This window comes from Thauera sp. 27 (assembly GCF_000310125.2).
Lineage (GTDB): Bacteria > Pseudomonadota > Gammaproteobacteria > Burkholderiales > Rhodocyclaceae > Thauera > Thauera mechernichensis.
Window position 1 is genome coordinate 61729 of sequence record NZ_AMXB01000017.1, and the last position, 22392, is coordinate 84120.

The 22392-nt window shown below is 66.8% G+C and carries 23 protein-coding genes; 8 read left to right on the forward strand and 15 right to left on the reverse strand.

Features of this window, described 5'->3' with window-relative positions:
• Positions 1-5: 5 nt before the first annotated feature.
• On the forward strand, positions 6-410 hold the full coding sequence (locus B447_RS11165) for a YqjK family protein (protein ID WP_002939868.1): 405 nt from the start codon (positions 6-8) through the stop codon (positions 408-410).
• On the opposite strand, the gene B447_RS11170 is transcribed toward B447_RS11165, so the two are convergent.
• Both B447_RS11170 and upp read right to left on the reverse strand, forming a co-directional pair.
• Positions 343-1590 (reverse strand): uracil-xanthine permease family protein, encoded by a 1248-nt coding sequence (locus B447_RS11170; protein ID WP_002939870.1) that lies wholly within the window; start codon positions 1588-1590, stop codon positions 343-345. The two genes, B447_RS11165 and B447_RS11170, sit on opposite strands and share 68 nt — an antisense overlap.
• A gap of 106 nt (positions 1591-1696) precedes the next feature.
• Positions 1697-2329: a uracil phosphoribosyltransferase gene (upp, locus tag B447_RS11175; protein WP_002931503.1), complete on the reverse strand. Its 633-nt coding sequence runs from the start codon at positions 2327-2329 to the stop codon at positions 1697-1699.
• Positions 2330-2464: 135 nt separating this feature from the next.
• Between upp and B447_RS11180 the strand changes: the two genes are divergently transcribed.
• The gene (locus B447_RS11180; protein WP_002931502.1) at positions 2465-3022 is read left to right on the forward strand and encodes a hypoxanthine-guanine phosphoribosyltransferase; all 558 of its coding nucleotides are present in this window, start codon (positions 2465-2467) and stop codon (positions 3020-3022) included.
• A 21-nt stretch (positions 3023-3043) separates the two neighbouring features.
• Positions 3044-3391, forward strand: coding sequence for a DUF1840 domain-containing protein (locus tag B447_RS11185; protein ID WP_002939873.1), 348 nt, complete (start codon positions 3044-3046; stop codon positions 3389-3391).
• A gap of 8 nt (positions 3392-3399) precedes the next feature.
• On the opposite strand, the gene B447_RS11190 is transcribed toward B447_RS11185, so the two are convergent.
• On the reverse strand, positions 3400-4572 hold the full coding sequence (locus B447_RS11190) for an alpha-hydroxy acid oxidase (protein WP_198291788.1): 1173 nt from the start codon (positions 4570-4572) through the stop codon (positions 3400-3402).
• Positions 4573-4721: 149 nt separating this feature from the next.
• Here B447_RS11190 and B447_RS11195 point away from each other — a divergent pair, with 149 nt between their 5' ends.
• The gene (locus tag B447_RS11195; RefSeq protein ID WP_002939881.1) at positions 4722-5117 is read left to right on the forward strand and encodes a putative zinc-binding protein; all 396 of its coding nucleotides are present in this window, start codon (positions 4722-4724) and stop codon (positions 5115-5117) included.
• Here the strand turns inward: B447_RS11195 and B447_RS11200 are convergent.
• From B447_RS11200 to B447_RS11255, 12 genes are all read right to left on the reverse strand, one after another.
• On the reverse strand, positions 5106-5693 hold the full coding sequence (locus B447_RS11200; RefSeq protein ID WP_002939882.1) for an NADPH-dependent FMN reductase: 588 nt from the start codon (positions 5691-5693) through the stop codon (positions 5106-5108). The two genes, B447_RS11195 and B447_RS11200, sit on opposite strands and share 12 nt — an antisense overlap.
• An 83-nt stretch (positions 5694-5776) precedes the next feature.
• A complete protein-coding gene (locus tag B447_RS11205) occupies positions 5777-6418 on the reverse strand; it encodes a cytochrome b/b6 domain-containing protein (protein WP_002939885.1) in 642 nt (213 codons plus the stop codon).
• Position 6419: 1 nt separating this feature from the next.
• The gene (locus B447_RS11210; protein ID WP_002939888.1) at positions 6420-8015 is read right to left on the reverse strand and encodes a tetrathionate reductase family octaheme c-type cytochrome; all 1596 of its coding nucleotides are present in this window, start codon (positions 8013-8015) and stop codon (positions 6420-6422) included.
• 117 nt (positions 8016-8132) lie between these two features.
• Positions 8133-9137, reverse strand: coding sequence for an adenosine deaminase (locus tag B447_RS11215; protein WP_002939890.1), 1005 nt, complete (start codon positions 9135-9137; stop codon positions 8133-8135).
• A gap of 122 nt (positions 9138-9259) precedes the next feature.
• Positions 9260-9844 (reverse strand): HupE/UreJ family protein, encoded by a 585-nt coding sequence (locus tag B447_RS11220; RefSeq protein ID WP_002939893.1) that lies wholly within the window; start codon positions 9842-9844, stop codon positions 9260-9262.
• A gap of 82 nt (positions 9845-9926) precedes the next feature.
• On the reverse strand, positions 9927-10577 hold the full coding sequence (gene ureG / locus B447_RS11225; protein ID WP_002931490.1) for an urease accessory protein UreG: 651 nt from the start codon (positions 10575-10577) through the stop codon (positions 9927-9929).
• Between the two features lie 2 nt (positions 10578-10579).
• On the reverse strand, positions 10580-11278 hold the full coding sequence (locus B447_RS11230) for an urease accessory protein UreF (RefSeq protein ID WP_002939913.1): 699 nt from the start codon (positions 11276-11278) through the stop codon (positions 10580-10582).
• Positions 11279-11280: 2 nt separating this feature from the next.
• Positions 11281-11838 carry an urease accessory protein UreE gene (gene ureE, locus B447_RS11235; protein ID WP_002939919.1) on the reverse strand — a complete coding sequence of 186 codons (558 nt, stop codon included), beginning with the start codon at positions 11836-11838 and terminating at the stop codon, positions 11281-11283.
• A 9-nt stretch (positions 11839-11847) separates the two neighbouring features.
• A complete protein-coding gene (gene ureC, locus B447_RS11240; RefSeq protein ID WP_002931487.1) occupies positions 11848-13599 on the reverse strand; it encodes an urease subunit alpha in 1752 nt (583 codons plus the stop codon).
• Positions 13599-13904: an urease subunit beta gene (locus tag B447_RS11245; protein WP_002939921.1), complete on the reverse strand. Its 306-nt coding sequence runs from the start codon at positions 13902-13904 to the stop codon at positions 13599-13601. The genes ureC and B447_RS11245 overlap by 1 nt, the downstream gene beginning before the upstream one ends.
• A 10-nt stretch (positions 13905-13914) precedes the next feature.
• Positions 13915-14217 carry an urease subunit gamma gene (gene ureA, locus B447_RS11250; RefSeq protein ID WP_002939924.1) on the reverse strand — a complete coding sequence of 101 codons (303 nt, stop codon included), beginning with the start codon at positions 14215-14217 and terminating at the stop codon, positions 13915-13917.
• Positions 14218-14268: 51 nt separating this feature from the next.
• Positions 14269-15138: an urease accessory protein UreD gene (locus B447_RS11255; protein ID WP_002939926.1), complete on the reverse strand. Its 870-nt coding sequence runs from the start codon at positions 15136-15138 to the stop codon at positions 14269-14271.
• A gap of 376 nt (positions 15139-15514) precedes the next feature.
• Between B447_RS11255 and B447_RS11260 the strand changes: the two genes are divergently transcribed.
• The 4 genes from B447_RS11260 to B447_RS11275 all read left to right on the forward strand — a co-directional run bounded on the left by B447_RS11260 (position 15515) and on the right by B447_RS11275 (position 22269).
• The gene (locus B447_RS11260; RefSeq protein WP_002931482.1) at positions 15515-16975 is read left to right on the forward strand and encodes a 2-hydroxymuconic semialdehyde dehydrogenase; all 1461 of its coding nucleotides are present in this window, start codon (positions 15515-15517) and stop codon (positions 16973-16975) included.
• A gap of 40 nt (positions 16976-17015) precedes the next feature.
• Complete coding sequence (gene dmpE / locus B447_RS11265) at positions 17016-17798, forward strand: 2-oxopent-4-enoate hydratase (RefSeq protein ID WP_002939927.1); 783 nt, start codon at positions 17016-17018, stop codon at positions 17796-17798.
• A gap of 16 nt (positions 17799-17814) precedes the next feature.
• Complete coding sequence (gene dmpH, locus B447_RS11270) at positions 17815-18609, forward strand: 2-oxo-3-hexenedioate decarboxylase (RefSeq protein ID WP_002931480.1); 795 nt, start codon at positions 17815-17817, stop codon at positions 18607-18609.
• A 105-nt stretch (positions 18610-18714) separates the two neighbouring features.
• Positions 18715-22269, forward strand: coding sequence for an indolepyruvate ferredoxin oxidoreductase family protein (locus B447_RS11275; protein ID WP_002939928.1), 3555 nt, complete (start codon positions 18715-18717; stop codon positions 22267-22269).
• Positions 22270-22392: the final 123 nt, after the last annotated feature.

Here is a 22392-nt window from a genome sequence, read left to right on the forward strand (position 1 = left end):
TTGTCATGAGGACGGATCCACGCACGCTCGAACTCGCACTGCGCAAGCAACGCCTGCAGTTGCGCGCCGCCAGCCAACGCGCAGACCTGTCCTGGCGGCTGGAGGGTGTCGACGCCACCCTCGACCGCGTCGACGGTGTGCGCGAACACTTCGCATGGGCCAAGGAACAGGCCCCGCTGCTGTCGCTCGGCGCCCTCGCCCTGCTCGCCGCCCGCCCCCGCCTCAGCCTGCGCATTGCCAAGCGCGCCTGGTTGGGCTGGCTGCTCTACAAGCGCCTGCGCGGCACACCGGCCGCGCTGCTACCGGTGCTTGCGCCGGCGCTTCGGCTGGTGCTTCGTGCGCTCAAGCGCGCCCTTGGCGATTCGGCAGGATCAGGTTCAACACCACGGCGACAACGCCGCACAGGCTGACGCCCTGCAGCGTGAGGCCGTCGAAGTTCAGCGCCAGGCCACCGATCCCCATCACCAGCACCGCGGAGACGATCACCAGGTTGCGCGGCTCGTCGAGGTCGGTACGCGCCTTGATCAGGGTGTTCAGGCCCACGCTCGCCACCGAGCCGAACATCAGCATCATGATGCCGCCCATCACCGGCACCGGAATCGAGGCCAGCAGCGCATTGAACTTGCCGAAGAAGGCCAGGATGATGGCCAGCACCGCAGCCCAGGTCATGATCGCCGGGTTGTAGTTCTTGGTCAGCGTGACCGCGCCGGTCACCTCGGAGTAGGTGGTGATCGGCGGCCCGCCGATCAGGCCGGAGAACAACACGCCTACGCCGTCACCGGCCAGCGTGCGATGCAGGCCGGGCTTCTCGGTGTAGTCCTTGCCGGTCACGCCGCCGATCGCGAGCACGTCGCCAACGTGCTCGATCGCCGGTGCCAGCGCAACCGGCAGCATGAAGAGGATGGCCGCCAGCTCGAAGCTCGGCGCCACGAACTGCGGCATTGCAAACCAGGGGGCTGCCGCCACCACGCCGAAATCCACCAGTCCGAACAGGACCGCCGCCACATAGCCGGCGCCGACGCCGCACAGGATGGGCACCAGCTTGAGGAAGCCGCGCGCGAACACGGCGACGATGACCGTCACCCCGAAGGCGATCGCCGCCACCGTCATTGCCGTCGCGTAGGGTACGAGTTCGATCTTGCCGTCGCCCGAGCGCCCCATTGCCATGTTCACGCCCACCGCCGCCAGCGACAGGCCGATGATCATGATGATCGGCCCCACCACCACCGGCGGCATGTAGCGGTGCACGATCTCGGCGCCGTGCCTCCACACCACCCCGGCGAAGAGGAAGTACATCAGCGACACGCAGGCGAGCGCACCCATGGTCGCCGGCAGCCCCCAGGTCTGGATGCTGAAGATGATCGGCGCGATGAAGGCAAAGCTCGAACCCAGGAAAATCGGCACCTGGCGCCCGGTGATGAGCTGGAACAGCAGGGTACCGACCCCGGCGCCTAGCAACGCAAGCGCCGGGTTGAGCCCGGTGAGCAGTGGCACGAGCACGAGCGCGCCGAAGGCGACGAACAGGATCTGTGCGCCTGAGATGGCCTGCCGCCACAGCGGATCGGCCGACTGGATGGGAATTTCACGCATGGAGGTTCTCCGCCGGACGTTCGCAGCAAACGCGCCGCGCCGCCGGCATGGTTGTCGTTATGGATGAAACGGCGATGACGGACGGCACCGGAGCGCCGCCGGGCGTTCAGTTGTGCCGGGTGCCGAAGATCTTGTCACCGGCATCGCCCAGCCCGGGGATGATGTAGCCGTGCTCGTTGAGGTGGCTGTCGATGCTCGCGGTGTAGATATCCACATCCGGATGCTGCGCGTTCATCAGCGCAATCCCCTCGGGCGCAGCCACCAGCACGAGCGCACGTACATGGGCACAGCCATTGCGCTTGAGCATGTCGACGGTCGCCACCATCGAGCCGCCGGTGGCGAGCATCGGGTCGATGATCAACGCCATGCGCTCATCGAGCTGGCCGACGAACTTCTCGAAGTAGGGCGCTGGCTGCAGCGTCTCCTCGTTGCGCGCGATGCCGACCACGCTCACCTTGGCACTCGGCACCATGTCGAGCACGCCGTCGAGCATGCCCAGGCCGGCGCGCAGGATGGGCACCACGGTGACCTTCTTGCCCTTGATCTGCTCGATCTTCACCGGCCCGGCCCAGCCCTGAATCTCCACGTCCTCGAGCGGGAAGTCCTTGCACGCCTCGTAGGCGAGCAAGCGTGCGATCTCGGCAGTCAGTTCGCGAAACTTCTTGGTGCTGATGTCCGCCTCGCGCATCAGGCCGATCTTGTGGCGCACGAGGGGATGGCGGATTTCGTGGATGGGCATGGCAGCATTCCAGGCAAGGGCGGAGACCCGCACCTTTTACCGCGGCGCAGGAGCGCGCACAAGCGTCCACGCGTGGTCGGCGCTAAAATGCGCGACCGGCCAGCCGATCGGTCACCGCCCACCAGGACCCCGAACATGTCTCTCGACCTCGAACAAATCAAGCGCGCCCGCGAAGAAGCCGACTGCCTGGCCGACGACGCCACCGTCGAAGCTGCACTCGACCGCATGGCAGCGGAGATCACCGCCCGCCTGGGGGAGCGCAACCCACTCGTTTACGCGGTGATGAATGGCGGCCTGATTCTCGCCGGTCGCATCCTGCCGCGCCTGCCCTTCCCGCTCGAAGTCGCCTACCTCCACGCCACCCGCTACGGCCACGCACTGCAGGGCACGCTGCTCGACTGGCGCGTACGCCCCACCCAGGACCTGCGTGGCCGCACCGTGCTGGTACTCGACGACATCCTCGACGAAGGCCACACGCTCAAGGCCATCATCGAGCACCTGCAGGAAGAAGGCGCCGCCGAGGTGCTGTCCGCCGTGCTGGTGCACAAGCTCCACGACCGCAAGGCTACGCCCGGCATGCGCGCCGACTTCACCGGCCTCGACATCGCCGACCGCTTCCTGTTCGGCTGCGGCATGGACTACAAGGGTTACTGGCGCAACGCGCCCGGCATCTACGCGGTCAAGGGTCTGTAAAACATCAGGAGAACGGATTCCATGCTGGTCACCTTCAAGTCCAACGCCAGTGCCGACGTGATCATGTTCGGCGACATCGCCAAGCGGCTCATCACCCTCCTCGGCAAGGACCCCGACGACGGCAAGGGCATCGTCACCGTCGATCAGATCCCCGAAGCCATCGCCCGCCTCAAGGCCGCGATCGAAGAGGACCGCCAGCGCCAGGCCGAACTCGAGCGCCGACGCACCGAGGACGATGACGAAGCCGACAAGGAAGCCGGCCGCAGCGGCATGAACGCCCCGGTCGGCCTCGCCCAACGCGCCTGGCCCCTGCTCAACATGCTGGAAGAGTCACTGCGCGAGGACACCCCCGTGGTGTGGGGCGTGTAGCACCGGCCTCAGCCGCGCCCGACGTAGCGCCCGTCCACCTCACGCATCTGCGCACAGCCGATCAGGCCGAGGGTGCGCGCCATTTCGCTGCGCAGGATCTCCACCGCCCGTGCAGCGCCGCCATGGCCGGCCGCCGCCAGGCCGTAGAGCGTCGCCCTGCCCGACATCGCGGCATCCGCACCCAGTGCGCGTGCCTTGACGAAATCGCTGCCGCGGCGAAAGCCGCTGTCGACGATCACCGTCATGTCGGGCCCCACCGCCTCGCGCACCGCGGCCAGCATCTCGATCGGGGCCGGCACGGTATCGAGCTGGCGCCCGCCGTGGTTGCTCACCACCACGCCATCCGCCCCGGCGTCGCGCGCGCGCAATGCGTCCTCGGGCATCAGGACGCCCTTCACCAACAGCTTGCGCGGCCACAGTGCACGCAGCCAGCGCACATCGTCCCAGGTCAGCGAGGTATCCATCTGCGCCGCAAGCCAGGTCGCCGCATTGCGCGCACTGTCCATGCCCGCAGGCAAGTTGCCCAGGTTGCGAAAGCGCGGCATGCCGCGCGGCACCAGCACGTCCCACACCCAGCGCGGATGCCTGGCCACATCGATGAGGTTGCACAGGTTCAGCTTCATCGGTGCGCGGTAATTGCGCCGGTCCCACTCGCGGTTGCCGAACACCGAAGCGTCGGTGGTAAGCACGATCGCCTCCGAGCCCGCAAGTTCAGCGCGCTTCACCACCGCAGCAACGTTGTCGCGGTCCTTGAACGGGTAGATCTGCATCCAGTGCCGCACCCCGGTAGCAACGATGTCCTCGAGGGCGACGGTCGACACCATGCTCTGACAGAAGGGGATCCCGGCCGCATGCGCAACCTCGGCCAGCACCCGGTCGCCCCCATCCGCAAGCAAACCGTTGAAACCGGTTGGCGCGATCACCATCGGCAGCGCACTGTCCTGGCCGAACAAGGGCACGGCAAGCTCACGCTGCGACACATCGACCAGGGTGCGCGGCAACCACAGCACCTCATCCAACGCCTTGCGGTTGCGCGACAGCGTGATCTCGTCATCGGCACCGCCCTCGAGATACTCGAGGCAGAAGTTCGGTAGCCGGCGTGCAGCCATTGCGCGCAACTCGGCGATGCTCTGAGCGCGGGCGGGGTTGGTGCCATGGTGGAAGCGGCGTCTGCAGGACACGTGTGGACTCGGCTCAATGCGTTGCGGGACGGCGCATTCTAACGGCTGAGCGGAGAGCGCCCGCAGTGGCTCGGCGCTGACGCCGCGCCCATCGGGCCGAAGCGGGGTAAACTGGCGGCTTCCGTCACCAGCACCTGCGAGGCTCCGCCATGGCCGGGCGCAAGAAGGACCTGCCCCTCGTCTACTCCTGTTCCGGCTGCTCCAGTGCCGCGCAGATGGCGAACCACGTCGCGCTGCGCCTGGACCGCGAAGGCGAGGCCGAGATGTCCTGCATCGCCGGGGTCGGCGGCAACGTACCGCACCTGGTGCGGATCGCGCAGTCCGGCCGCCCCATCCTCGCCATCGACGGCTGCGCACTCGAATGCACCCGCAGCAGTCTGGCCCAGCGTGGCGTGCAACCCGCTCGCCACATGCTGCTCAATGAACAGGGTATCAAGAAACGCTACGCCAGCGATTTCGATGCGGACGAGGCCGAGCGCGTTTTGCAGCAGGCTCGACAGCTGCTGCAGGCGCTGCGGGAAGCGGACATGGGTTCAGGCGCGTAGCCGGCGCGCGCAGTCGGCCAGCGCAACCGCCAGCGCCTCGAGCATCGCCTGTTGCGCGCCATCCTTCAGCCGTCCGTCCTCGCCCACCGCATCGCCCGCCTTGGCGACCGCGAGCTGCTGCGGGATCACCTGCATGCCGAGATAGCCGAGGATGTCGCGCACATGGAAGAGCACGCGCATCCCGCCCAGCGCGCCCGGCGAGCTGCCCACCACCGCGGCCGCTCGTCCTGCGTACACCGCGCCGCCCGAGCGCGCGCGGTCCGCAGGATTGGGGCGCGAGCACCAGTCGAGCGTGTTCTTCAGCAGCGGCGTGACCGAGCCGTTGTACTCGGGATTCACCACCAGCAGGCCATCGCTCGCATGCAGGATGTGCTGAAGACGCACGATGCAGTCCGGCAGCCCTTGTGCCACCTCGAGGTCGCCATCGTAGAGCGGCGCCGGATAGTCGGCGAGCTCGACATGCTCGACTTCGGCACCGGCCGCCTGCAAGGCCTGTACGCAGGCGAAGGCGACACGACGGGATAGGGCCTCGGCACGGCGGCTGCCGGCCATCACGACGATGCGGGGGGGCTTCATCGGCGGACACTCCTCTGGGCTTGGGGAGACCATTAGACCTCATCCAAGGCAAAAGTTGGCCTGCTCAAACCGCCTCCACCGCCTCAGTGGCGGGCGGGTGCGGCCGGCTTGGCGGTGGCGCCGCCCTCGTCGTGCACGTCCTCCCAGCCGGTGATCATCGCCTTGATGTGGGCGAGCGGTGTGTGTCCGGCGGTGGCCAGATACACGTGGATGATCAGGAAAGCCAGCATCAGGAAGGCCCCCAGGGTGTGCAGCTGCGCCACCTGCTGCAGGCCGAGGCCATCGGGCATCAGCGGCTGCAGCCGCCCCCAGAACAGGTAGACCAGCCCCGAGACCCACACCAGCGGATTGATGAGCAGTTTCACACCGAGGTAGGCGATGCGCTGCAGCGGGTTGTGCTTGCGCTCGACCGTCACCTTGTAGGGGTGAGGCGCGCCGATGAAGATGCCGTAGGCGTAGTACTTCACCATGCGGTCGATATTGCTCAGCGTCGGTACGTAGTGCTTCCAATGCCCGGTGGTGAAGTGCCAGAAGATCGCCAGGACCCACAACCCGATCAGCAGCCAGGCAGCCAGCTCGTGCACTTCGACAGCGGTGCGGAAATCGAGCAGCCCATGGCTGCCGTGGATGGCGAAACCGGTGACCAGCAGCGTGATGATCAGCGCCGCCTGCATCCAGTGCCAGAAGCGCTCGAAGCGCGTGAACAGGTAGATGCGCTCGCTCATGTCAGTGCTCCTTGCGCTTGTTGCGGGTCAGGAAGCGCAGTCCGCCGTGGCCGATCGCACCAAGCAGCATCAAGCCAGCAAGGCCGAAACCGAAAGTGTCCAGCATCGCGTTGCGGTCGCGACCCGGCATCCACACTCCGGGCACCCCGGCGAGCCGCCCGTCGTTGGCGTGGCACTGGGCGCAGTCGAGCGCCTTGTCCTTGGGCGCGACCATGTGGGTGATCGGCCACAGCATGGAGGTCTCCACGAAGTCGAACTTGCCGCTGTAGGGCTGGCCGGTTGCGTCCGCACCGGCCTGAAGCGCCTTGGGCCAGTCGAAGTTGTACCAGAAGGCGGTGTCGTCCGGCGTCGCGGTGTGCGGCACGAGCAGAGTCAGGTGCTCGGTGTCATAAGGTTGCTTGCCGTGGAAGGTCTTGACCGGCCAGATGCGTGCATCGGACGCCCCGGGGGTGCCATGGAAGGTGTTGATCGCCACCCGGGTGGCGGGGTCGATGCGGGTATCGGGCTGGGTGTAGCTCACCTGGCCGTTGAACCACAGGTAGTCGGGCTGCACGTTCTCGCCGAGCACGAAATCGCCCTTCTTGCTGTCGTAGATGACATGTCCCCTGTCGTCCTTGAGCTGGAAGGGCCTGCCCTCAGGTGTCAGCTTGCCGGCAGTGGACCAGTCCCAGCCCATCTTGGTGGGCACGCCACCGCGCGCAAACTCGGGGATGTGGCAGGTCTGGCAGGCCAGCGTGCGGGTATGGTCGTTGAGGCGCTCCGAGTGCTGGAAGTCACCCTTGTGCGGTCGGTCGCCATGGCAGGCCTGGCAGGTCGCGGGATTGCGGTCGGTCTTCTCGCCTCGCATGATCGCACCGTGCGGATCGGCGCCGGTCATGCTGATGCGGCTGCCGGCGACGGCATGCTTGTCCGTCTTGTGACAGCTCGCACAGGTGAAGTTGAGCCCGTCCGCCGCCATGTGCACGTCGAGCGCCTTGTCGGGCTTGTTGAGCGAGGAGTCAAGGTCGCCATGCTTGACGCCGTCGCCACCGCCGCCGAAGTAATGGCAGGCGCCGCAGGTGCGCCGCGAGGTGGCGCCGATGCTCTGTGCCACGCTGGCAAGATCGGTGGCCTCGACGAACTTGCCGGACTTGGGCGGGAACTCGATGCGCTCGTACGGTGGATGACCAGCGAAGCCGGCCAGCTTGCGGTAAGCGCCGGTGTTGTGACAAGCCAGGCAATCGACCTTGTTCTCGGCCGTGAAGTCAAAGGTCTCGTCCTTCCAGCCATAGCCGATATGACAGGACTGGCAGAAGGCCTCGTTCGAACGGTCGCCGATGCAGAAACCGTTTAGCATGGTCTTCTTGCCCAGCTTCTGGCCGGTGTCGGGATTGACGTACTCCCAGGTCCAGTGGCGTGTGGCCATGACCTGCTTTGCGGCTTCGGTGTGACAGGCGAGACAGGCCGCGGTGACCTCCTCACCCGACTTGAAGGGCCCCTGCAACTCCTTGAACTTGCTGTGATCGGCGGTGCCGGTGGACGCGATGGCCAGCGTGGCAAGCAGCAGCAAGCAGAAGCCCGCCAGCAGGCTGGCAGCTCGGTTGGGTCGGACGCTCATGTCAGCACTCCGTGATCCGGGTCATCGAGCCATCAGTCTAACGCGCACCCCTATTTCAGTTTTTGATAATTATCTAACAAAGCAAAAAACCCCAGGAACTGAAGAGCCGATACGCTTTCAAGCCGGCATTGCGTCCAGCCGCAGCAGCCAGGGCGTACGCAAGGACTCCGGCACGAAGCTCGCTTCCAGGCTGTTGCGGGCGATGCGCTTGAGCTGCGTGCGGCTCAGGCCCAGCGCACGCGCGGTGTCGATGAAGTTGCGCGCGATGTAGCCGCCGAAATAGGCCGGGTCGTCGGAGTTGATCGTCACCTTCAAGCCGGCCTCAAGAAGCCGCTTCAGGTTGTGCTGCGCGAGATCGGGAAACACGCACAGCTTGACGTTCGACAGCGGGCATACCGTCAGCGCAACCTGCTCGCGTGCCAGGCGTTCGACCAGCGCGGGGTCTTCGGCACAACGCACGCCATGGTCGATGCGCTCGACCTTCAGCACGTCGAGCGCGTCCGCGATGTAGGCCGGCGGTCCCTCCTCACCCGCGTGCGCCACGATGTGCAGGCCCAACTCACGGCAGCGTGCGAACAGGCGCGCGAACTTGGCCGGAGGGTGTCCGCGCTCTGACGAATCGAGGCCGACGCCGTGGATGCGGGCGAGCTGCGGCAAGGCCTGCTCGAGGGTTGCGAAGCCCTCGTCCTCGCTCAGATGACGCAGGAAGCAGAGGATGAGCCGCGAACTGATCCCCCAGCGCACCTGGGCCTCGGCGCAGGCACGCTCCAGGCCATCCACGACGGTGGCAAAGGCGACACCGCGTGCGGTATGGGTCTGCGGGTCGAAGAACAGTTCGGCATGCACCACGCCGTCGGCATGGGCGCGCTCGAAGTAGGCCAATGCGAGTTCGAAGAAGTCGCGCTCATGGATCAGCGCGGCCGCGCCGGCGTAGTAGAGATCGAGAAAGCTCTGCAGGTCGGTAAAGGCATAAGCCGCGCGAGTCTCTTCCACGCTCTTCCACGGCAGGGCCACACCGTTGCGGCGGGCAAGCTCGAACATCATCTCCGGCTCCAGCGTGCCTTCGATGTGTACGTGCAACTCGGCCTTGGGCAGGCTGCAAACGAAATGCTCCAGGTCCATGACGCCCTCCGTGCTGATACCTGCATGCTAGTCCCAATCGGGCAGCTACGCCTGCAACAGCTCGAGCGCGTCAGCGGCTGCGCCGGGTGCGTACGCGCCCAGCGCAGCCCCCGGAGTCAGGCTCAGGCGCCGAGCAGCAAAGCCCCGGTGCCGGCGATGGCTGCGCCGGCCGCGCGGTGGACACGGTCGCCGAGCAGCGTCTGCGGCGTCCACCGCGTCAGTGCATAGCCGGCGCCGTGCAACAGCGCGGTCGCGAGCGCAAAGCCCAGGGCGTAGGTCGCCAGGCTGGCGCCCTCCATCTCGGCATGGTGGGCATGGCCATGGAAGAGCGCGAAGGCGGCGACGAGGGGCAAGCTCGCCGCCACGGGCAGACGCGCGGCAAGCGCGATCAACAGCCCCAGCACCAGCACCGAGGCAGCAATGCCAGCCTCTACCGCGGGCAGCGCGAAACCGAGGGCGCCCAACCCCGCGCCCGCCAGCATCGCCAGTACGAAGCCTGCAGGCAGCATCCAGCGCGTGGCGCCGGGCTGGCGCGCCGCATACAGGCCGACGGCCAGCATCGCAAGCAAATGGTCGACACCGCCGAACGGGTGGGCGAAGCCGCTGAAGAAGCTCGCACCTTCGTGGCCGGGGTGGGCGAGCGCGGCACCGGAGACGGTGGCCAGCGCCACGGCGACGAGCGCCGCGCGAACGGGATGGGTGTTCATGATGGAGACTCCTGCACTTTCAAGAAATGAATATCAGATGAAGCTACCGGGATTGCGAAGCAGCGAGGCCGTCAGGCGCCTTTCAGGCCGCCACCAGCAAGCCCTGACGCTCGATGAAGTCGATGATATCGGCGAGTCCCTGGCCCGTCTTCTGGTTGGAGAACACGAAGGGGCGCGTACCACGCATCTTGCGCGCATCGCGGTCCATGACCTCGAGCGAGGCGCCGACCAGCGGTGCAAGGTCGATCTTGTTGATCACCAGCAGGTCGCTGCGGGTAATGCCCGGCCCCCCCTTGCGCGGGATCTTGTCGCCGGCCGACACGTCGATGACATAGATCGTCAGGTCCGACAGCTCGGGCGAGAAGGTCGCCGCCAGGTTGTCGCCACCGGACTCGACGAAGATGATGTCCAGCCCCGGAAAGCGCGCGTTGAGCCGATCGACTGCCTCGAGGTTGATCGAGGCGTCCTCGCGAATCGCCGTATGCGGGCAGCCACCGGTCTCGACGCCGATGATGCGCTCGGGTGCGAGCGCTTCGTTGCGCACGAGGAACTGGGCATCCTCGGCAGTGTAGATGTCGTTGGTGACCACGGCGATGTTGTACTTGTCGCGCAGCGCCAGGCACAGCGCAAGCGTGAGCGCCGTCTTGCCGGAGCCGACCGGACCTCCGATGCCGACTCGGAGCGGACCGCGATGATGCCCGCGATCGCGACCGCAGCCTTCTGAGAGATTCATGCTCATGATCTGAACAGCCTCGTGTATTGGGTTTCATGCCGGCTGCTGGCAATGGCCAGGCCGGGGGTGTAGTTGCTCCAGCGCGCTTCGGGCAGCTCCAGCGCCTGCCCGACCAGCGCCGGAATGCGCTCGCCCAGCGTGGCGAGCAGGCGCTGGCCTGCGCTCTGACCGAGCGGCACCGCCTTTAGCGCCGCCATCACCTGGTTCTCGGCCCAGGCCCAGAGGTAGGCGGCCAGGGCCTGATCGGCCGGCACCTGCCAGGCCGCGGCAGCGGCCGACCAGGCGGTCGGAAAGCAGGGCGTATCGAGCGCCAGCAGGCGCGCGCGCCAGCCCGGCAGCGCGGCGAAGGCATCCAGTTCGGTGAGCAGCCTGACCAGCGACCAGCCCATCTGCAGCGTCTCGGCACGCAGCTCGGCCGTCTCCCGGCTGGCGAGAAAGTCGTCGTTGAGCCGCGCCACCTCGCCGTCCTCGCCACAGGCCCAGGCAGCAAGCTGGCTCGCCAGCAACGGCGCCTCGAAGCGTGCCACGCTCCACTCGAGCAGATCGCCGATCCACGCCGCGGCATCCGCCTCTCTGGCGACCACGCCACTCTCCACCGCCCACTCCAGGCCTTGCGAGTAGGTATAGGCGCCCACCGGCAGCGCAGGGCTGGCCAGTTGCAGCAGGCGCAGCATGGGCAGCAGGGGCGCCGCCGGGCGCATGCTCACTGCCCTGCCATCAGATGGATGCGCGCGCCGCTGCCATCGCCCGGATGCTGGTGGCCGGGCGCATAGGCGCCAGCCTCGGGTTCGAAGGGTGCCCGCAGCGTGCTAACCAATGCCCCCAGGCCGACGAGCATGTCCTCGAGTACATGGTCGGCCTGCAGGCGCAACCAGTCGCCACCGCCATCGCGCCCGACCTCCACCGCGACATGGCGGTTGCCAAGATGAAAGGCTGCACGCGCGAGTTCGGTCGCGGTGGCGCAGCGCACCTCGAGCAGGTCTTCGGCTGCGGACACCACGGCGACCACCCGGCCATCGTTCGCCAGCAGCCGGTCGCCACCGCGCAGGATGGTGCCACGCGGCAGGAACAGGCCAACCTCGGCGCCGGAGGCCAGGCGTGCGCGCAGGCGGCTCTTGCTGCGGGTGTTGAAATCGAGCTCCAGGTGGTCGCTCGCCGGCGCATCGCCGCTGTAGCGCGCCTCGATCAGGCACAGCGCGGAAGAAGCGGGGGGCGCCGACACCGTGGCGACCGGTGCGACGGTAGTGGAATCTGCTTGCATGATGTCGTCTCAGAACAGGAAGTAGCGCTGTGCCATAGGCAAGGCCGCAGCCGGCTCGCAGCTCAGGTGCTCGCCGTCGGCACGCACGACGTAGGTTTCGGGGTCGACCTCGATGGAGGGCGTAGCATCGTTCAACACCATGTCGGCCTTGCTCACCTTGCGGCAGCCCCGCACCGCCACCAGCGGCTTGTGCAGCCCGAGCGCGGCGATCTCGGGATTCGCCAGGGCGGCCGCCGAAACGAAGGTCACCGAGGTCTTCAGCGCCTTGCCGAAACTGCCGAACATCGGTCGGTAATGCACCGGCTGCGGGGTCGGGATCGAGGCGTTGGGATCGCCCATCGCCGCGGCGGCAATCATGCCGCCCTTCAGGATCAGGCTGGGCTTGACGCCGAAGAATGCCGGCCGCCACAACACCAGATCGGCGAGCTTGCCGGGCTCGATCGAGCCCACCTCGTGGGCGACGCCGTGCGTGATGGCCGGGTTGATGGTGTACTTGGCGATGTAGCGCTTGACGCGGAAATTGTCGTTGCGGTCGCTGCCCTCGATGGCCGCGACGGCCTCCGGCACCGCTGCGGCGGGGCCGCGCCGGGGCGCCAGCCAGCCGCGTTGCAGCTTCATCTTGTGCGCGGTCTGCCAGGTGCGGATCACCACCTCGCCCACCCGGCCCATGGCCTGGGAGTCCGACGACATCATCGAGAACGCGCCGCTGTCGTGCAGGATGTCCTCGGCGGCAATGGTCTCGCGGCGGATGCGCGACTCGGCAAACGCCACGTCCTCGGCAATCGACGGATCGAGGTGATGGCACACCATCAGCATGTCGAGGTGCTCATCGATGGTGTTGACCGTGTAGGGCCGTGTCGGGTTGGTCGACGACGGCAGCACATTGGGCCGGCTGATCGCCTTGATGATGTCCGGTGCATGACCACCGCCCGCACCTTCGGTATGGAAGGTGTGGATGGTGCGGCCCTTGAATGCCGCCAGTGTCGCCTCGACGAAACCGGACTCGTTGAGCGTGTCGGAATGGATGGCAACCTGGATATCCATCTCGTCGGCCACCGTCAGGCAGTTGTCGATCGCCGCCGGCGTCGTACCCCAGTCCTCGTGCAGCTTGAGCCCGATCACACCGGCTGCCACCTGCTCCTTCAACGGCGCCGGCAGGCTGGCGTTGCCCTTGCCGAAGAAGCCCATGTTCATCGGGAAGGCTTCGGCCGCCTCGAGCATGCGGTGGACATGCCACGGCCCCGGCGTGCACGTGGTGGCGTAGGTGCCGGTCGCGGGTCCGGTGCCACCACCGAGCATGGTGGTGACGCCCGACATCAGCGCCTCCTCGATCTGCTGCGGGCAGATCCAGTGGATGTGGCTGTCGATACCGCCGGCGGTCAGGATCATGCCCTCGCCGGCGATGACCTCGGTACCGGCACCGATGGGGATCGTCACCCCGGGCTGGATGTCCGGATTGCCGCCCTTGCCGATCCGCCAGATACGTCCGTCCTTGAGGGCGACGTCGGCCTTCACGATGCCGGCGACCGCATCGACGATGAGCGCGTTGGTGATGATCGTGTCCGCCACGTCGGCCGAGACGCCCTGGCCCTGGCCCATGCCGTCGCGGATCACCTTGCCGCCACCGAACTTCACCTCCTCGCCGTAGATCGTGAAGTCGTGCTCGACTTCGATCACCAGTTCGGTGTCGGCGAGGCGCAGGCGATCACCCACGGTCGGGCCAAACATTTCCGCATAGGCGCGGCGCGAGATCTCCGCCATCACAGTGCTCCCATGACCAGGCCGTTGAATCCATACACCTCGCGCTCGCCATCGAGCGCCACCAGTTCGACGGTACGCGACTGACCAGGCTCGAAACGCACCGCGGTACCCGCTGCAATGTTCAGCCGGAAGCCGCGCGCCGCAGCACGATCGAAGTGGAGCGCGGTATTGGTTTCGGCAAAGTGATAGTGCGAACCGACCTGGATCGGGCGATCGCCCGTGTTGGTCACCACCAGCGTCAAGGTGGTGCGGCCGACATTGATTTCGATGTCGCCATCGGCGACGAAGTATTCACCCGGAATCATCGCAAGGGCCTCACAGGATGGGGTTGTGCACGGTCACCAGCTTGGTCCCGTCGGGAAAGGTGGCCTCGACCTGGATATCGGGGATCATCTCGGCCACGCCGTCCATCACATCATCGCGGGTGAGCAAGGTTGCGCCGTAGCTCATCAGCTCGGCCACCGTGCGCCCGTCGCGCGCGCCTTCGAAGATGGCGCAGGTGATCAGTGCCACCGCCTCGGGGTAGTTCAGCTTCAGGCCGCGCGCGCGCCGGCGCTCGGCCAGCAGGCCGGCGGTAAAGATCAGCAGCTTGTCCTTCTCGCGGGGTGTCAGTTCCATCCTTCCTCCTCAGGCGCCGGCCGGCACCTGGGCCGGCGACGCACGCTTGTCTCAAGTTCTCCAGATGCGCGGCACCTGCGCTGCGCGCCCCGCCACCGCCGGACGCGCCACGCTCCACAGACGCGTCAGCCATTGCCGACCGGGCTCGCAAGCCGGGCCCAGCCAGCGCGCGACGAGCAGGCCGGGCAGCAGGGTCACCGCCCCCTGCCCGGCAACGGGCTCCACCGCCCGCCAGGCTTCCAGCAAGGCTGCATCGCAGGCGGGTGCCGCAATCAGCAGGCAGGCGCTCACCGGCTCGCCACCCAGGCCCACTGCACTATCGAGCAGCGCACCGCCGCCCTCGAGCACACCGCGCTCGAGCCACACCGGCCTGCCGTCGCGGCGGATACGCGTGCGCAGCGCAAGCTCGCCCCGGCCGAAGCGTTCGCCCGAACCCGTACGCCCAAGGCACAGCATCTCGGCACCGATGAACACTGCCGATCCGCCCAGTTCCACTTCCGTCGTCACGGCGCCGAGAGCACCGTCATAGACGATGCTCTCCTGCGGCAGGAACTCGCACACGCCCCCCTCTGCGATCTCGATGCGCTGCACCAGCTCGCCATGCAGACCTGCGCTGCGGTACCACTTGCCCGCACCCGGCGTCGTCAACAGCACATGCGCACCGGCCCCCAGGGCCAGCGTAAGTGCCAGGCGGTCACCGCCGGCGATCCCGGCCGGCGGATGCACCAGGATGGTGTGGCACACCGCCTCACCCTCGGGATACAGCGGCCGTTGCACCACCAGCGGCCCGTAGTGCTCACGCGCGACAAGCACCGTGCGTGCGCCACGGCGCTCGAAACCAAGACGCAGCCGGGCCTGCCAGCCTGCGCCAGCAGGCGTGGGTGCAATAGCAAGGGCCGAGGCGAGGGCGGGCGCATTCATGGCAGCTGCCTAGCAAGCTGCGGACCAGCTTGCGACGAAGTGCCACAAGCCATTGAAAGGACAAGGCTCGCGACCGAGCAACGACGGTCAGGCGGGACCGGAGTGACGTCACCGCACAGATTTCGACCTCATGCGCGCACCACAGCGGTGCACACGACTCCGCCCGCACCATGAAGGTGCGCACCGGGTACGCGAGGCACAGGCGAGCGCGACACGCTGATTTTTCCTGTCGGGCTTGCAGCCACGGAAAATCTCGCGTATAAAATCTCGAGATTCACAATTTATCTCGCGACTCATGCTCAAGGGTCGCGCAAAAGGCCACGGCACCCGCACCGCGACCACAACGAACGACACATCACTCGAGGACCCTTCGAACATGAAAGAGATCAAGAACTTCATCAACGGCGAGTACGTCACCAACGCCAGCGGCAAGACCTACGAGAACCGCAACCCGGTCGACAACGCGCTGATCGGCATGGTGTACGAAGCCGGCAAGCCGGAGGTCGATGCTGCCGTCGCTGCCGCCAAGGCCGCACTCAAAGGCCCCTGGGGCAAGCTCTCCGTGGTCGAGCGCTGCAACCTGCTCGACGAGGTCGTCAATGAGATCAACCGCCGCTTCGACGACTTCCTGCAGGCCGAAATCGCCGATACCGGCAAGCCCGCCCACCTCGCCTCGCACATCGACATCCCGCGCGGTGCCGCCAACTTCAAGATCTTCACCGACACCATCAAGAACGTGTCGACCGAGTCCTTCGAGATGCGCACCCCGGACGGCAAGACCGCGCGCAGCTACGGCGTGCGCACCCCGCGCGGCGTGATCGCGATCATCTGCCCGTGGAACCTGCCGCTGCTGCTGATGACCTGGAAGGCCGGCCCGGCGCTCGCCTGCGGCAACACCGTGGTCGTCAAGCCCTCGGAAGACACCCCCAGCACCGCTACCCTGCTCGGCGAGGTGATGAACAAGGTCGGCCTGCCCAAGGGCGTGTACAACGTGGTCAACGGCTTCGGCGTGGATTCGGCCGGCGCCTTCCTGACCGCGCACCCGGACGTCAACGGCGTCACCTTCACCGGCGAGACCCGCACCGGCACCGCGATCATGAAGGCCGCGGCCGACGGTATCCGCCCGGTGTCGCTGGAACTGGGCGGCAAGAACGCCGCCGTGGTGTTCGCCGACTGCGACTTCGACAACACCATCGCCACTCTCACCCGCTCCTGCTTCGAGAACGCTGGCCAGGTCTGCCTCGGCACCGAGCGTGTGTATGTCGAGCGCCCGATCTTCGACAAGCTGGTCGCCGCGATGAAGCACACCGCCGAGACCATGAAGCCGGGTCGCCCCTTCGACCCCGACACCAAGATCGGCCCGCTGGTGAGCAAGAAGCACCAGGCCAAGGTGCTGGGCATGTACGCCAAGGCCAAGGAAGAAGGCGCCAACATCGTCTGCGGCGGCGGCATCCCCGACATGCCGGAAGACCTCAAGGACGGCTGCTGGGTACAGCCCACGATCTGGACCGGCCTGCCCGAGACCGCGACCGTGGTCACCGAGGAGATCTTCGGGCCGTGCTGCCACATCCAGCCCTTCGACACCGAAGAGGAAGTGCTGAACATGGTCAACGCCAACCGCTACGGCCTGGCCACCTCGGTGCACACCCAGGACATCAGCCGCGCCATGCGCATGGCCAACGCCATCGAGGTCGGCCTGTGCTGGATCAACAGCTGGTTCCTGCGCGACCTGCGCACCCCCTTCGGCGGCTCCAAGCAATCGGGCATCGGCCGTGAGGGCGGGGTGCACTCGCTCGAGTTCTACACCGAACTGCGCAACGTGATGATCAAGTACTGATCACCGGCTCATCAACCAAACACCTCACCGGGAACACGACATGGACCAGAGCAAGATCAATCACTACGGCGACGAGCTGTACACCGCACTCAAGACCCTGACCCCGGTCACGCCGCTGACCGACCGCGAGCCCGACATCACCATCGAGGACGCCTACAACATCCAGCTGCGCATGATCCAGCGCCAGCTCGACGACGGCCACAGCGTGGTCGGCAAGAAGATCGGCGTCACCAGCAAGGTCGTCATGGACATGCTGAAGGTGAACCAGCCCGACTTCGGCCAGCTGCTGTCGAACATGGTCTACAACGAGGGCGAGCCGATCGTCGCCTCGTCGATGATCGCCCCCAAGGCCGAGGCCGAAGTCGCCTTCATTCTCAAGAACGACCTCATGGGCCCGGGCGTGACTGCGGCCGACGTGCTGCGCGCCACCGACTGCGTGGTGCCCTGCTTCGAGATCGTCGATTCGCGCATCAAGGACTGGAAGATCAAGATCCAGGACACCGTGGCCGACAACGCCTCCTGCGGCGTGCTGGTGCTCGGCGGCGTGCGCAAGAGCCCGCGCCAGCTCGACCTCGCGCTCGCCGGCATGGTGCTGTCCAAGAACGGCGACATCATCAGCACCTCCACCGGCGCCGCCGTGCAGGGCTCGCCGGTCAACGCCATCGCCTGGCTGGCCAACACCCTGGGGCGCCTGGGGATCGGCCTCAAGGCCGGCGAGATCATCCTCTCCGGTTCGCAATCCCCGCTCGTCCCGGTCGTCGCCGGCGACAGCCTCATCTGCAACGTCGGCGGCCTCGGTGGCACGTCGGTCCGCTTCATCTGACAAGGAAACCGCACCCATGGCAATCACCCTCGACCAGGCCACCATCGCCAAGCTCGCCGAGCACCTCGAAAACGCCGAGCTGCAGGCTTTTGATGTCACCAAGATCACCGACGACTACCCCGACATGGACTGGGATGACGCCTATGCCATCCAGGACGAGATCCGTCGCCGCAAGGAAGCGCGTGGCACCAGGATCGCCGGCCTCAAGGCGGGCCTGACCTCGCGCGCCAAGATGAAGCAGATGGGCGTCGAGACCCCGGTGTTCGGCTTCATCGCCGACTACATGTCGGTGCCGGACGGCGGCGAAGTAAAGTTCGACGAACTCATCCACCCCAAGGTCGAAGCCGAGATCTGCGTGGTCACCAAGGCCCCCCTGCGCGGGCCCGGCTGCCACATCGGCAACGTCATGGCGGCGATCGACTTCGTGCTGCCGGCGGTCGAGGTGATCGACTCGCGCTACCGCGACTTCAAGTTCGACCTCAAGAGCGTGATCGCCGACAACACCTCGTCGGCCCGCTTCGTGATCGGCGGCAACATGCGCAACCTCGACGAACTCGACCTGCCGACGCTGGGCGTGGTGCTCGAGATCAATGGCGAGATCGTCTCCATGGCCGCCGGCGCGGCCGTGCTCGGCAACCCGCTGGTGGCGATCGCGATGATGGCCAACGAGCTCGGCAAGCGCGGCCAGGAGATCCCGGCCGGCACCTTCATCATGACCGGCGGCGTCACCGAAGCCATCCCGGTGAAGAAGGGCGACAACGTCAACGTCCGCTTCCAGGACCTCGGCAACGTCTCGTTCCGCTTCGCCTGATCGCATCCAAGCGCTGCTGACACGGGCTGGCAGCGCGCCATTTCGAGCGCGCGCCAGCCCGTTGCACATCCGGGGCGCACACCACATTCAAGAGGGGCAACACCGATGTCGTCCAAACAGGACCTGACGCGGCAATTCACGGCAGAAGAGGGGATCATCCACATCGGGGGCATCGAGGCGCTGGTGCGCCTGACGATGGACCAGATCCGCTTCGACCGCCGCCGCGGTCTGAACAACGCCATGTTCATCTCCGGCTACCGCGGCTCGCCCGTGGGCATGCTGGACGCCAACTTCATCAAGCAGCAGAAGCTGCTGATGCAGCACAACATCCAGTTCGTCGACGGCCTCAACGAGGACCTCGCCGCCACCGCCGTCTGGGGCACCCAGATGATGCACACGGTGGGCAAGCAGAAGTTCGACGGCGTGGTCGGCACCTGGTACGGCAAGGCGCCGGGCGTCGACCGCTCGGGCGACGCGCTCAAGCACGCAAACTACACCGGCACCCTGCGCAATGGTGGCGTGCTCGCCATCTTCGGCGACGACCCGAGCTGCAAGTCGTCCTCGCTGCCGAGTCAGTCGGAGGCCATGTTCTACCACGTCGGCATCCCCTCGCTGTACCCGGGCAACGTGCAGGACATCCTCGACTTCGGCCTGCACGGCTACTACCTGTCGCGCATCTCGGGCCTGTGGGCGGGCCTCAAGATCGTCACCAACGTCGCCGACGGCAGCGGCAGCGCGATCGTCGACCCCGACCGCCTGAAGTTCATCACCCCGGTGGTCGAGCTCGACGGCCGCCCCTACAGCCCCGAGGTCAACCTCGGCATGAACGTGCGCAAGGACGCGCTCGACATGGAGCGCACGCTGTACTACGCGCGCCTCGAGCTCGCCCGCCAGTATGCGCGCGAGAACGGCCTCAACAAGGTCACGCTCCCCAACGTCGACGCCTGGCTGGGCATCATCACCGCCGGCAAGACCTACCACGACCTGCGCCAGGCCTTCATGGAGATGGGCCTGGACGACGACGCCCTGCGTCGCGCCGGCGTGCGCATCCTCAAGATCGGCATGCTCAACCCGCTGCAGCCGGACGACATCCGCGACTTCGCACGCGGGCTCGAGGAGATTCTCGTCGTCGAGGAGAAGCGCCCCTTCATCGAGCTGTTCGCCAAGGAGATCCTCTACGGCACGGCCAACGCGCCGCGCATCGTCGGCAAGCGCGACGAGGAAGGCTGCGACCTGCTGCCCTTCCACGGCGAGTTCGAGTCCGACATCATCGCCCGTGCGCTCCACGCCCGCCTGTCGCGCAAGACCCGGCTGGAGTCGGCCGAGGCCTGGATCCGCCGCCTGGACGAGATCCACAGCCGCAACGCGCTGACCACGCTGACGCGCTCGGCCTGGTACTGCTCGGGCTGTCCGCACAACACCTCCACCAAGGCCCCCGACGGCAGCATCGTGTCGGCCGGCATCGGCTGCCACACGATGGCGATGTGGATGAAGCGCGGCGTGGTCATGGGCACCCACATGGGCGCCGAGGGCGCGCAGTGGATCGGCATGCAGCCCTTCACCGACACGCAGCACATCTTCCAGAACATGGGCGACGGCACCTACGCCCACTCAGGCAGCCTGGCGGTGCGCTACTGTGCGGCGACCAACACCAACATCACCTTCAAGATCCTGGTCAACAGCCACACCTCGATGACCGGCGGCCAGGAGATCATGGGCGCCGAGCCGGTGCGCAACCTGGTGGCCGAGCTCGTGGCCAACGGCGTCAAGCGCATCATCGTCACCACCGAGGACCTGTCGCGCTACAACGCGGTCAATCTCATCGGCAACACCGAGGTCTGGCACCGCGACCGCATCATGGAAGCGCAGAAGCTGCTCGCCGAGACCGAAGGCACGACCGTGCTCATCCACGACCAGGAGTGCGCCGCCGAACTGCGCCGCCAGCGTGGCCGCGGCAAGGCCTGGGAGCCGGAGGCGGTCATGGTGATCAACGAGCGCGTGTGCGAAGGCTGCGGCGACTGCGGCGAGAAGTCCAACTGCATGTCGGTCGAGCCGGTGCAGACCGAATTCGGTCGCAAGACGCGCATCCACCAGCCTTCGTGCAACAAGGACTACTCCTGCGTGAAGGGCTTCTGCCCGTCCTTCCTCACCATCACGCCCAAGGCTGCCCCCGAGGCCGCCGACGGTGGCAAGAAAAAGAAGAAGGGCCGCCTGCCCGCACTCGAACGCGAACTGCCCGACCCCGTGTTCAAGGTCGACCCGGACAACTTCGGCGCCCACGTCATGGGCATCGGCGGCACCGGCTCGGTGACCGTGGCGGCGACCATCGCCAACGCCGCGCGCATCGACGGCAAATGGGCCGTGGGCCTGGATCAGACCGGCCTGGCGCAGAAGGGCGGCGCGGTGATCTCGGACATCAAGGTCACCGCCACCCCCTTCGACGGCGCGAACAAGATCTCCGACGGCAGCACCGACCTGTACCTGGGCTTCGACATCCTCAACGCCACCGACAACAAGAACCTGGACAAGTGCCACCCCGAGCGCACGATCGCGATCGTATCGACCGGCCAGGCGCCGACCGGCTACATGGTGTCGGACAAGTCGGTGCAGTTCCCCAACATCGACCGCCTGACCCAGGGCATCGACCGCGTCAGCCGCCGCAACGACAACGTCTATCTCGACGCGCAGACGCTGGCCGAGGGCCTCTTTGCCGACAGCATGGCGACCAACATGTTCATGGTCGGCGTGGCCTACCAGGCCGGCGCGCTGCCGATCAGCGCCGCCGCCTTCGAGACCGCGATCCGCCAGGCCGGCGTCGGGGTGGACATGAGCCTGCTGGCGTTCAAGTGGGGCCGCATGGCGGTGGTCGACATCGACTACGTCCACGCCGAGATCCGCAAGTACGAGGCCAAGGCGCCCAAGCTGCCCGAGCTGACCGCCGAGGCGCGCCAGATCGTGGATTCGGTCGGTGCCAGCGGCGAAGTGCGCCGCCTGCTCGAGATCCGCGTGCCCGACCTGATCGGCTACCAGGACGCCGCCTACGCCCGCCGCTACGCGGCCAAGGTGAAGCGCGTGATGGAGGCCGAACAGCGCGTCGCACCGGAAGGCTCAGCGCTCACCGAAGCCGCCGCACGCTACTTCTACAAGCTGATGGCCTACAAGGACGAGTACGAGGTCGCCCGCCTGCACTCCGACCCGGCCTTCCTCGCCGAGCTCGACGCGCAGTTCCCGCACGGCTACACGGTCGAGTACAACCTCGCCCCGCCGCTGCTCTCCAAGCGCGACCCGGAGACGGGTGAGCCGGTCAAGCAGAAGTACGGCCCTTGGGTGCTCAAGGCCTTCCGCCACCTGGCCAGGCTCAAGCACCTGCGCGGCGGCAAGTGGGACATCTTCGGCAAGACCGAGGAGCGTCGCATGGAGCGCCAGGCGATCGAGGACTACGACCGCCTGCTCGACACCCTGTGCGACAAGCTCAGCCGCGACAACCTCGCCATCGCGGTCAAGCTCGCCAGCATGCCCGACGAGGTACGCGGCTACGGCCACGTCAAGGAGCGGCACATCGCGCTCGCCAAGGCCAGGCAGGCGCAGCTGATGGCCGACTTCAACGACCCGCAGGCCGCCAAGGCCCGCGGTGCAGCCCAGGTCGTGCAGTTCGTGTAAGCGTTACAGCCCCGGGCAATCAAACGTGAGCCGGCATGCACGTTGAAGCACACGGGGCGACGAAAGGCTCGCGGCTTGCGCCGCTCCTACAGAGGCAGCTCCCGCCGTAGGAGCGGCGCCAGC

Coding starts and splice junctions, on each gene's coding strand:
- B447_RS11165 (WP_002939868.1), top strand. CDS start 6: ATGAGGACGGATCCACGCACGCTCGAACTCGCACTGCGCAAGCAACGC.
- B447_RS11170 (WP_002939870.1), bottom strand. CDS start 1,590: ATGCGTGAAATTCCCATCCAGTCGGCCGATCCGCTGTGGCGGCAGGCC.
- upp (WP_002931503.1), bottom strand. CDS start 2,329: ATGCCCATCCACGAAATCCGCCATCCCCTCGTGCGCCACAAGATCGGC.
- B447_RS11180 (WP_002931502.1), top strand. CDS start 2,465: ATGTCTCTCGACCTCGAACAAATCAAGCGCGCCCGCGAAGAAGCCGAC.
- B447_RS11185 (WP_002939873.1), top strand. CDS start 3,044: ATGCTGGTCACCTTCAAGTCCAACGCCAGTGCCGACGTGATCATGTTC.
- B447_RS11195 (WP_002939881.1), top strand. CDS start 4,722: ATGGCCGGGCGCAAGAAGGACCTGCCCCTCGTCTACTCCTGTTCCGGC.
- B447_RS11200 (WP_002939882.1), bottom strand. CDS start 5,693: ATGAAGCCCCCCCGCATCGTCGTGATGGCCGGCAGCCGCCGTGCCGAG.
- B447_RS11205 (WP_002939885.1), bottom strand. CDS start 6,418: ATGAGCGAGCGCATCTACCTGTTCACGCGCTTCGAGCGCTTCTGGCAC.
- B447_RS11210 (WP_002939888.1), bottom strand. CDS start 8,015: ATGAGCGTCCGACCCAACCGAGCTGCCAGCCTGCTGGCGGGCTTCTGC.
- B447_RS11215 (WP_002939890.1), bottom strand. CDS start 9,137: ATGGACCTGGAGCATTTCGTTTGCAGCCTGCCCAAGGCCGAGTTGCAC.
- B447_RS11220 (WP_002939893.1), bottom strand. CDS start 9,844: ATGAACACCCATCCCGTTCGCGCGGCGCTCGTCGCCGTGGCGCTGGCC.
- ureG (WP_002931490.1), bottom strand. CDS start 10,577: ATGAATCTCTCAGAAGGCTGCGGTCGCGATCGCGGGCATCATCGCGGT.
- B447_RS11230 (WP_002939913.1), bottom strand. CDS start 11,278: ATGCGCCCGGCGGCGCCCCTGCTGCCCATGCTGCGCCTGCTGCAACTG.
- ureE (WP_002939919.1), bottom strand. CDS start 11,838: ATGCAAGCAGATTCCACTACCGTCGCACCGGTCGCCACGGTGTCGGCG.
- ureC (WP_002931487.1), bottom strand. CDS start 13,599: ATGGCGGAGATCTCGCGCCGCGCCTATGCGGAAATGTTTGGCCCGACC.
- B447_RS11245 (WP_002939921.1), bottom strand. CDS start 13,904: ATGATTCCGGGTGAATACTTCGTCGCCGATGGCGACATCGAAATCAAT.
- ureA (WP_002939924.1), bottom strand. CDS start 14,217: ATGGAACTGACACCCCGCGAGAAGGACAAGCTGCTGATCTTTACCGCC.
- B447_RS11255 (WP_002939926.1), bottom strand. CDS start 15,138: ATGAATGCGCCCGCCCTCGCCTCGGCCCTTGCTATTGCACCCACGCCT.
- B447_RS11260 (WP_002931482.1), top strand. CDS start 15,515: ATGAAAGAGATCAAGAACTTCATCAACGGCGAGTACGTCACCAACGCC.
- dmpE (WP_002939927.1), top strand. CDS start 17,016: ATGGACCAGAGCAAGATCAATCACTACGGCGACGAGCTGTACACCGCA.
- dmpH (WP_002931480.1), top strand. CDS start 17,815: ATGGCAATCACCCTCGACCAGGCCACCATCGCCAAGCTCGCCGAGCAC.
- B447_RS11275 (WP_002939928.1), top strand. CDS start 18,715: ATGTCGTCCAAACAGGACCTGACGCGGCAATTCACGGCAGAAGAGGGG.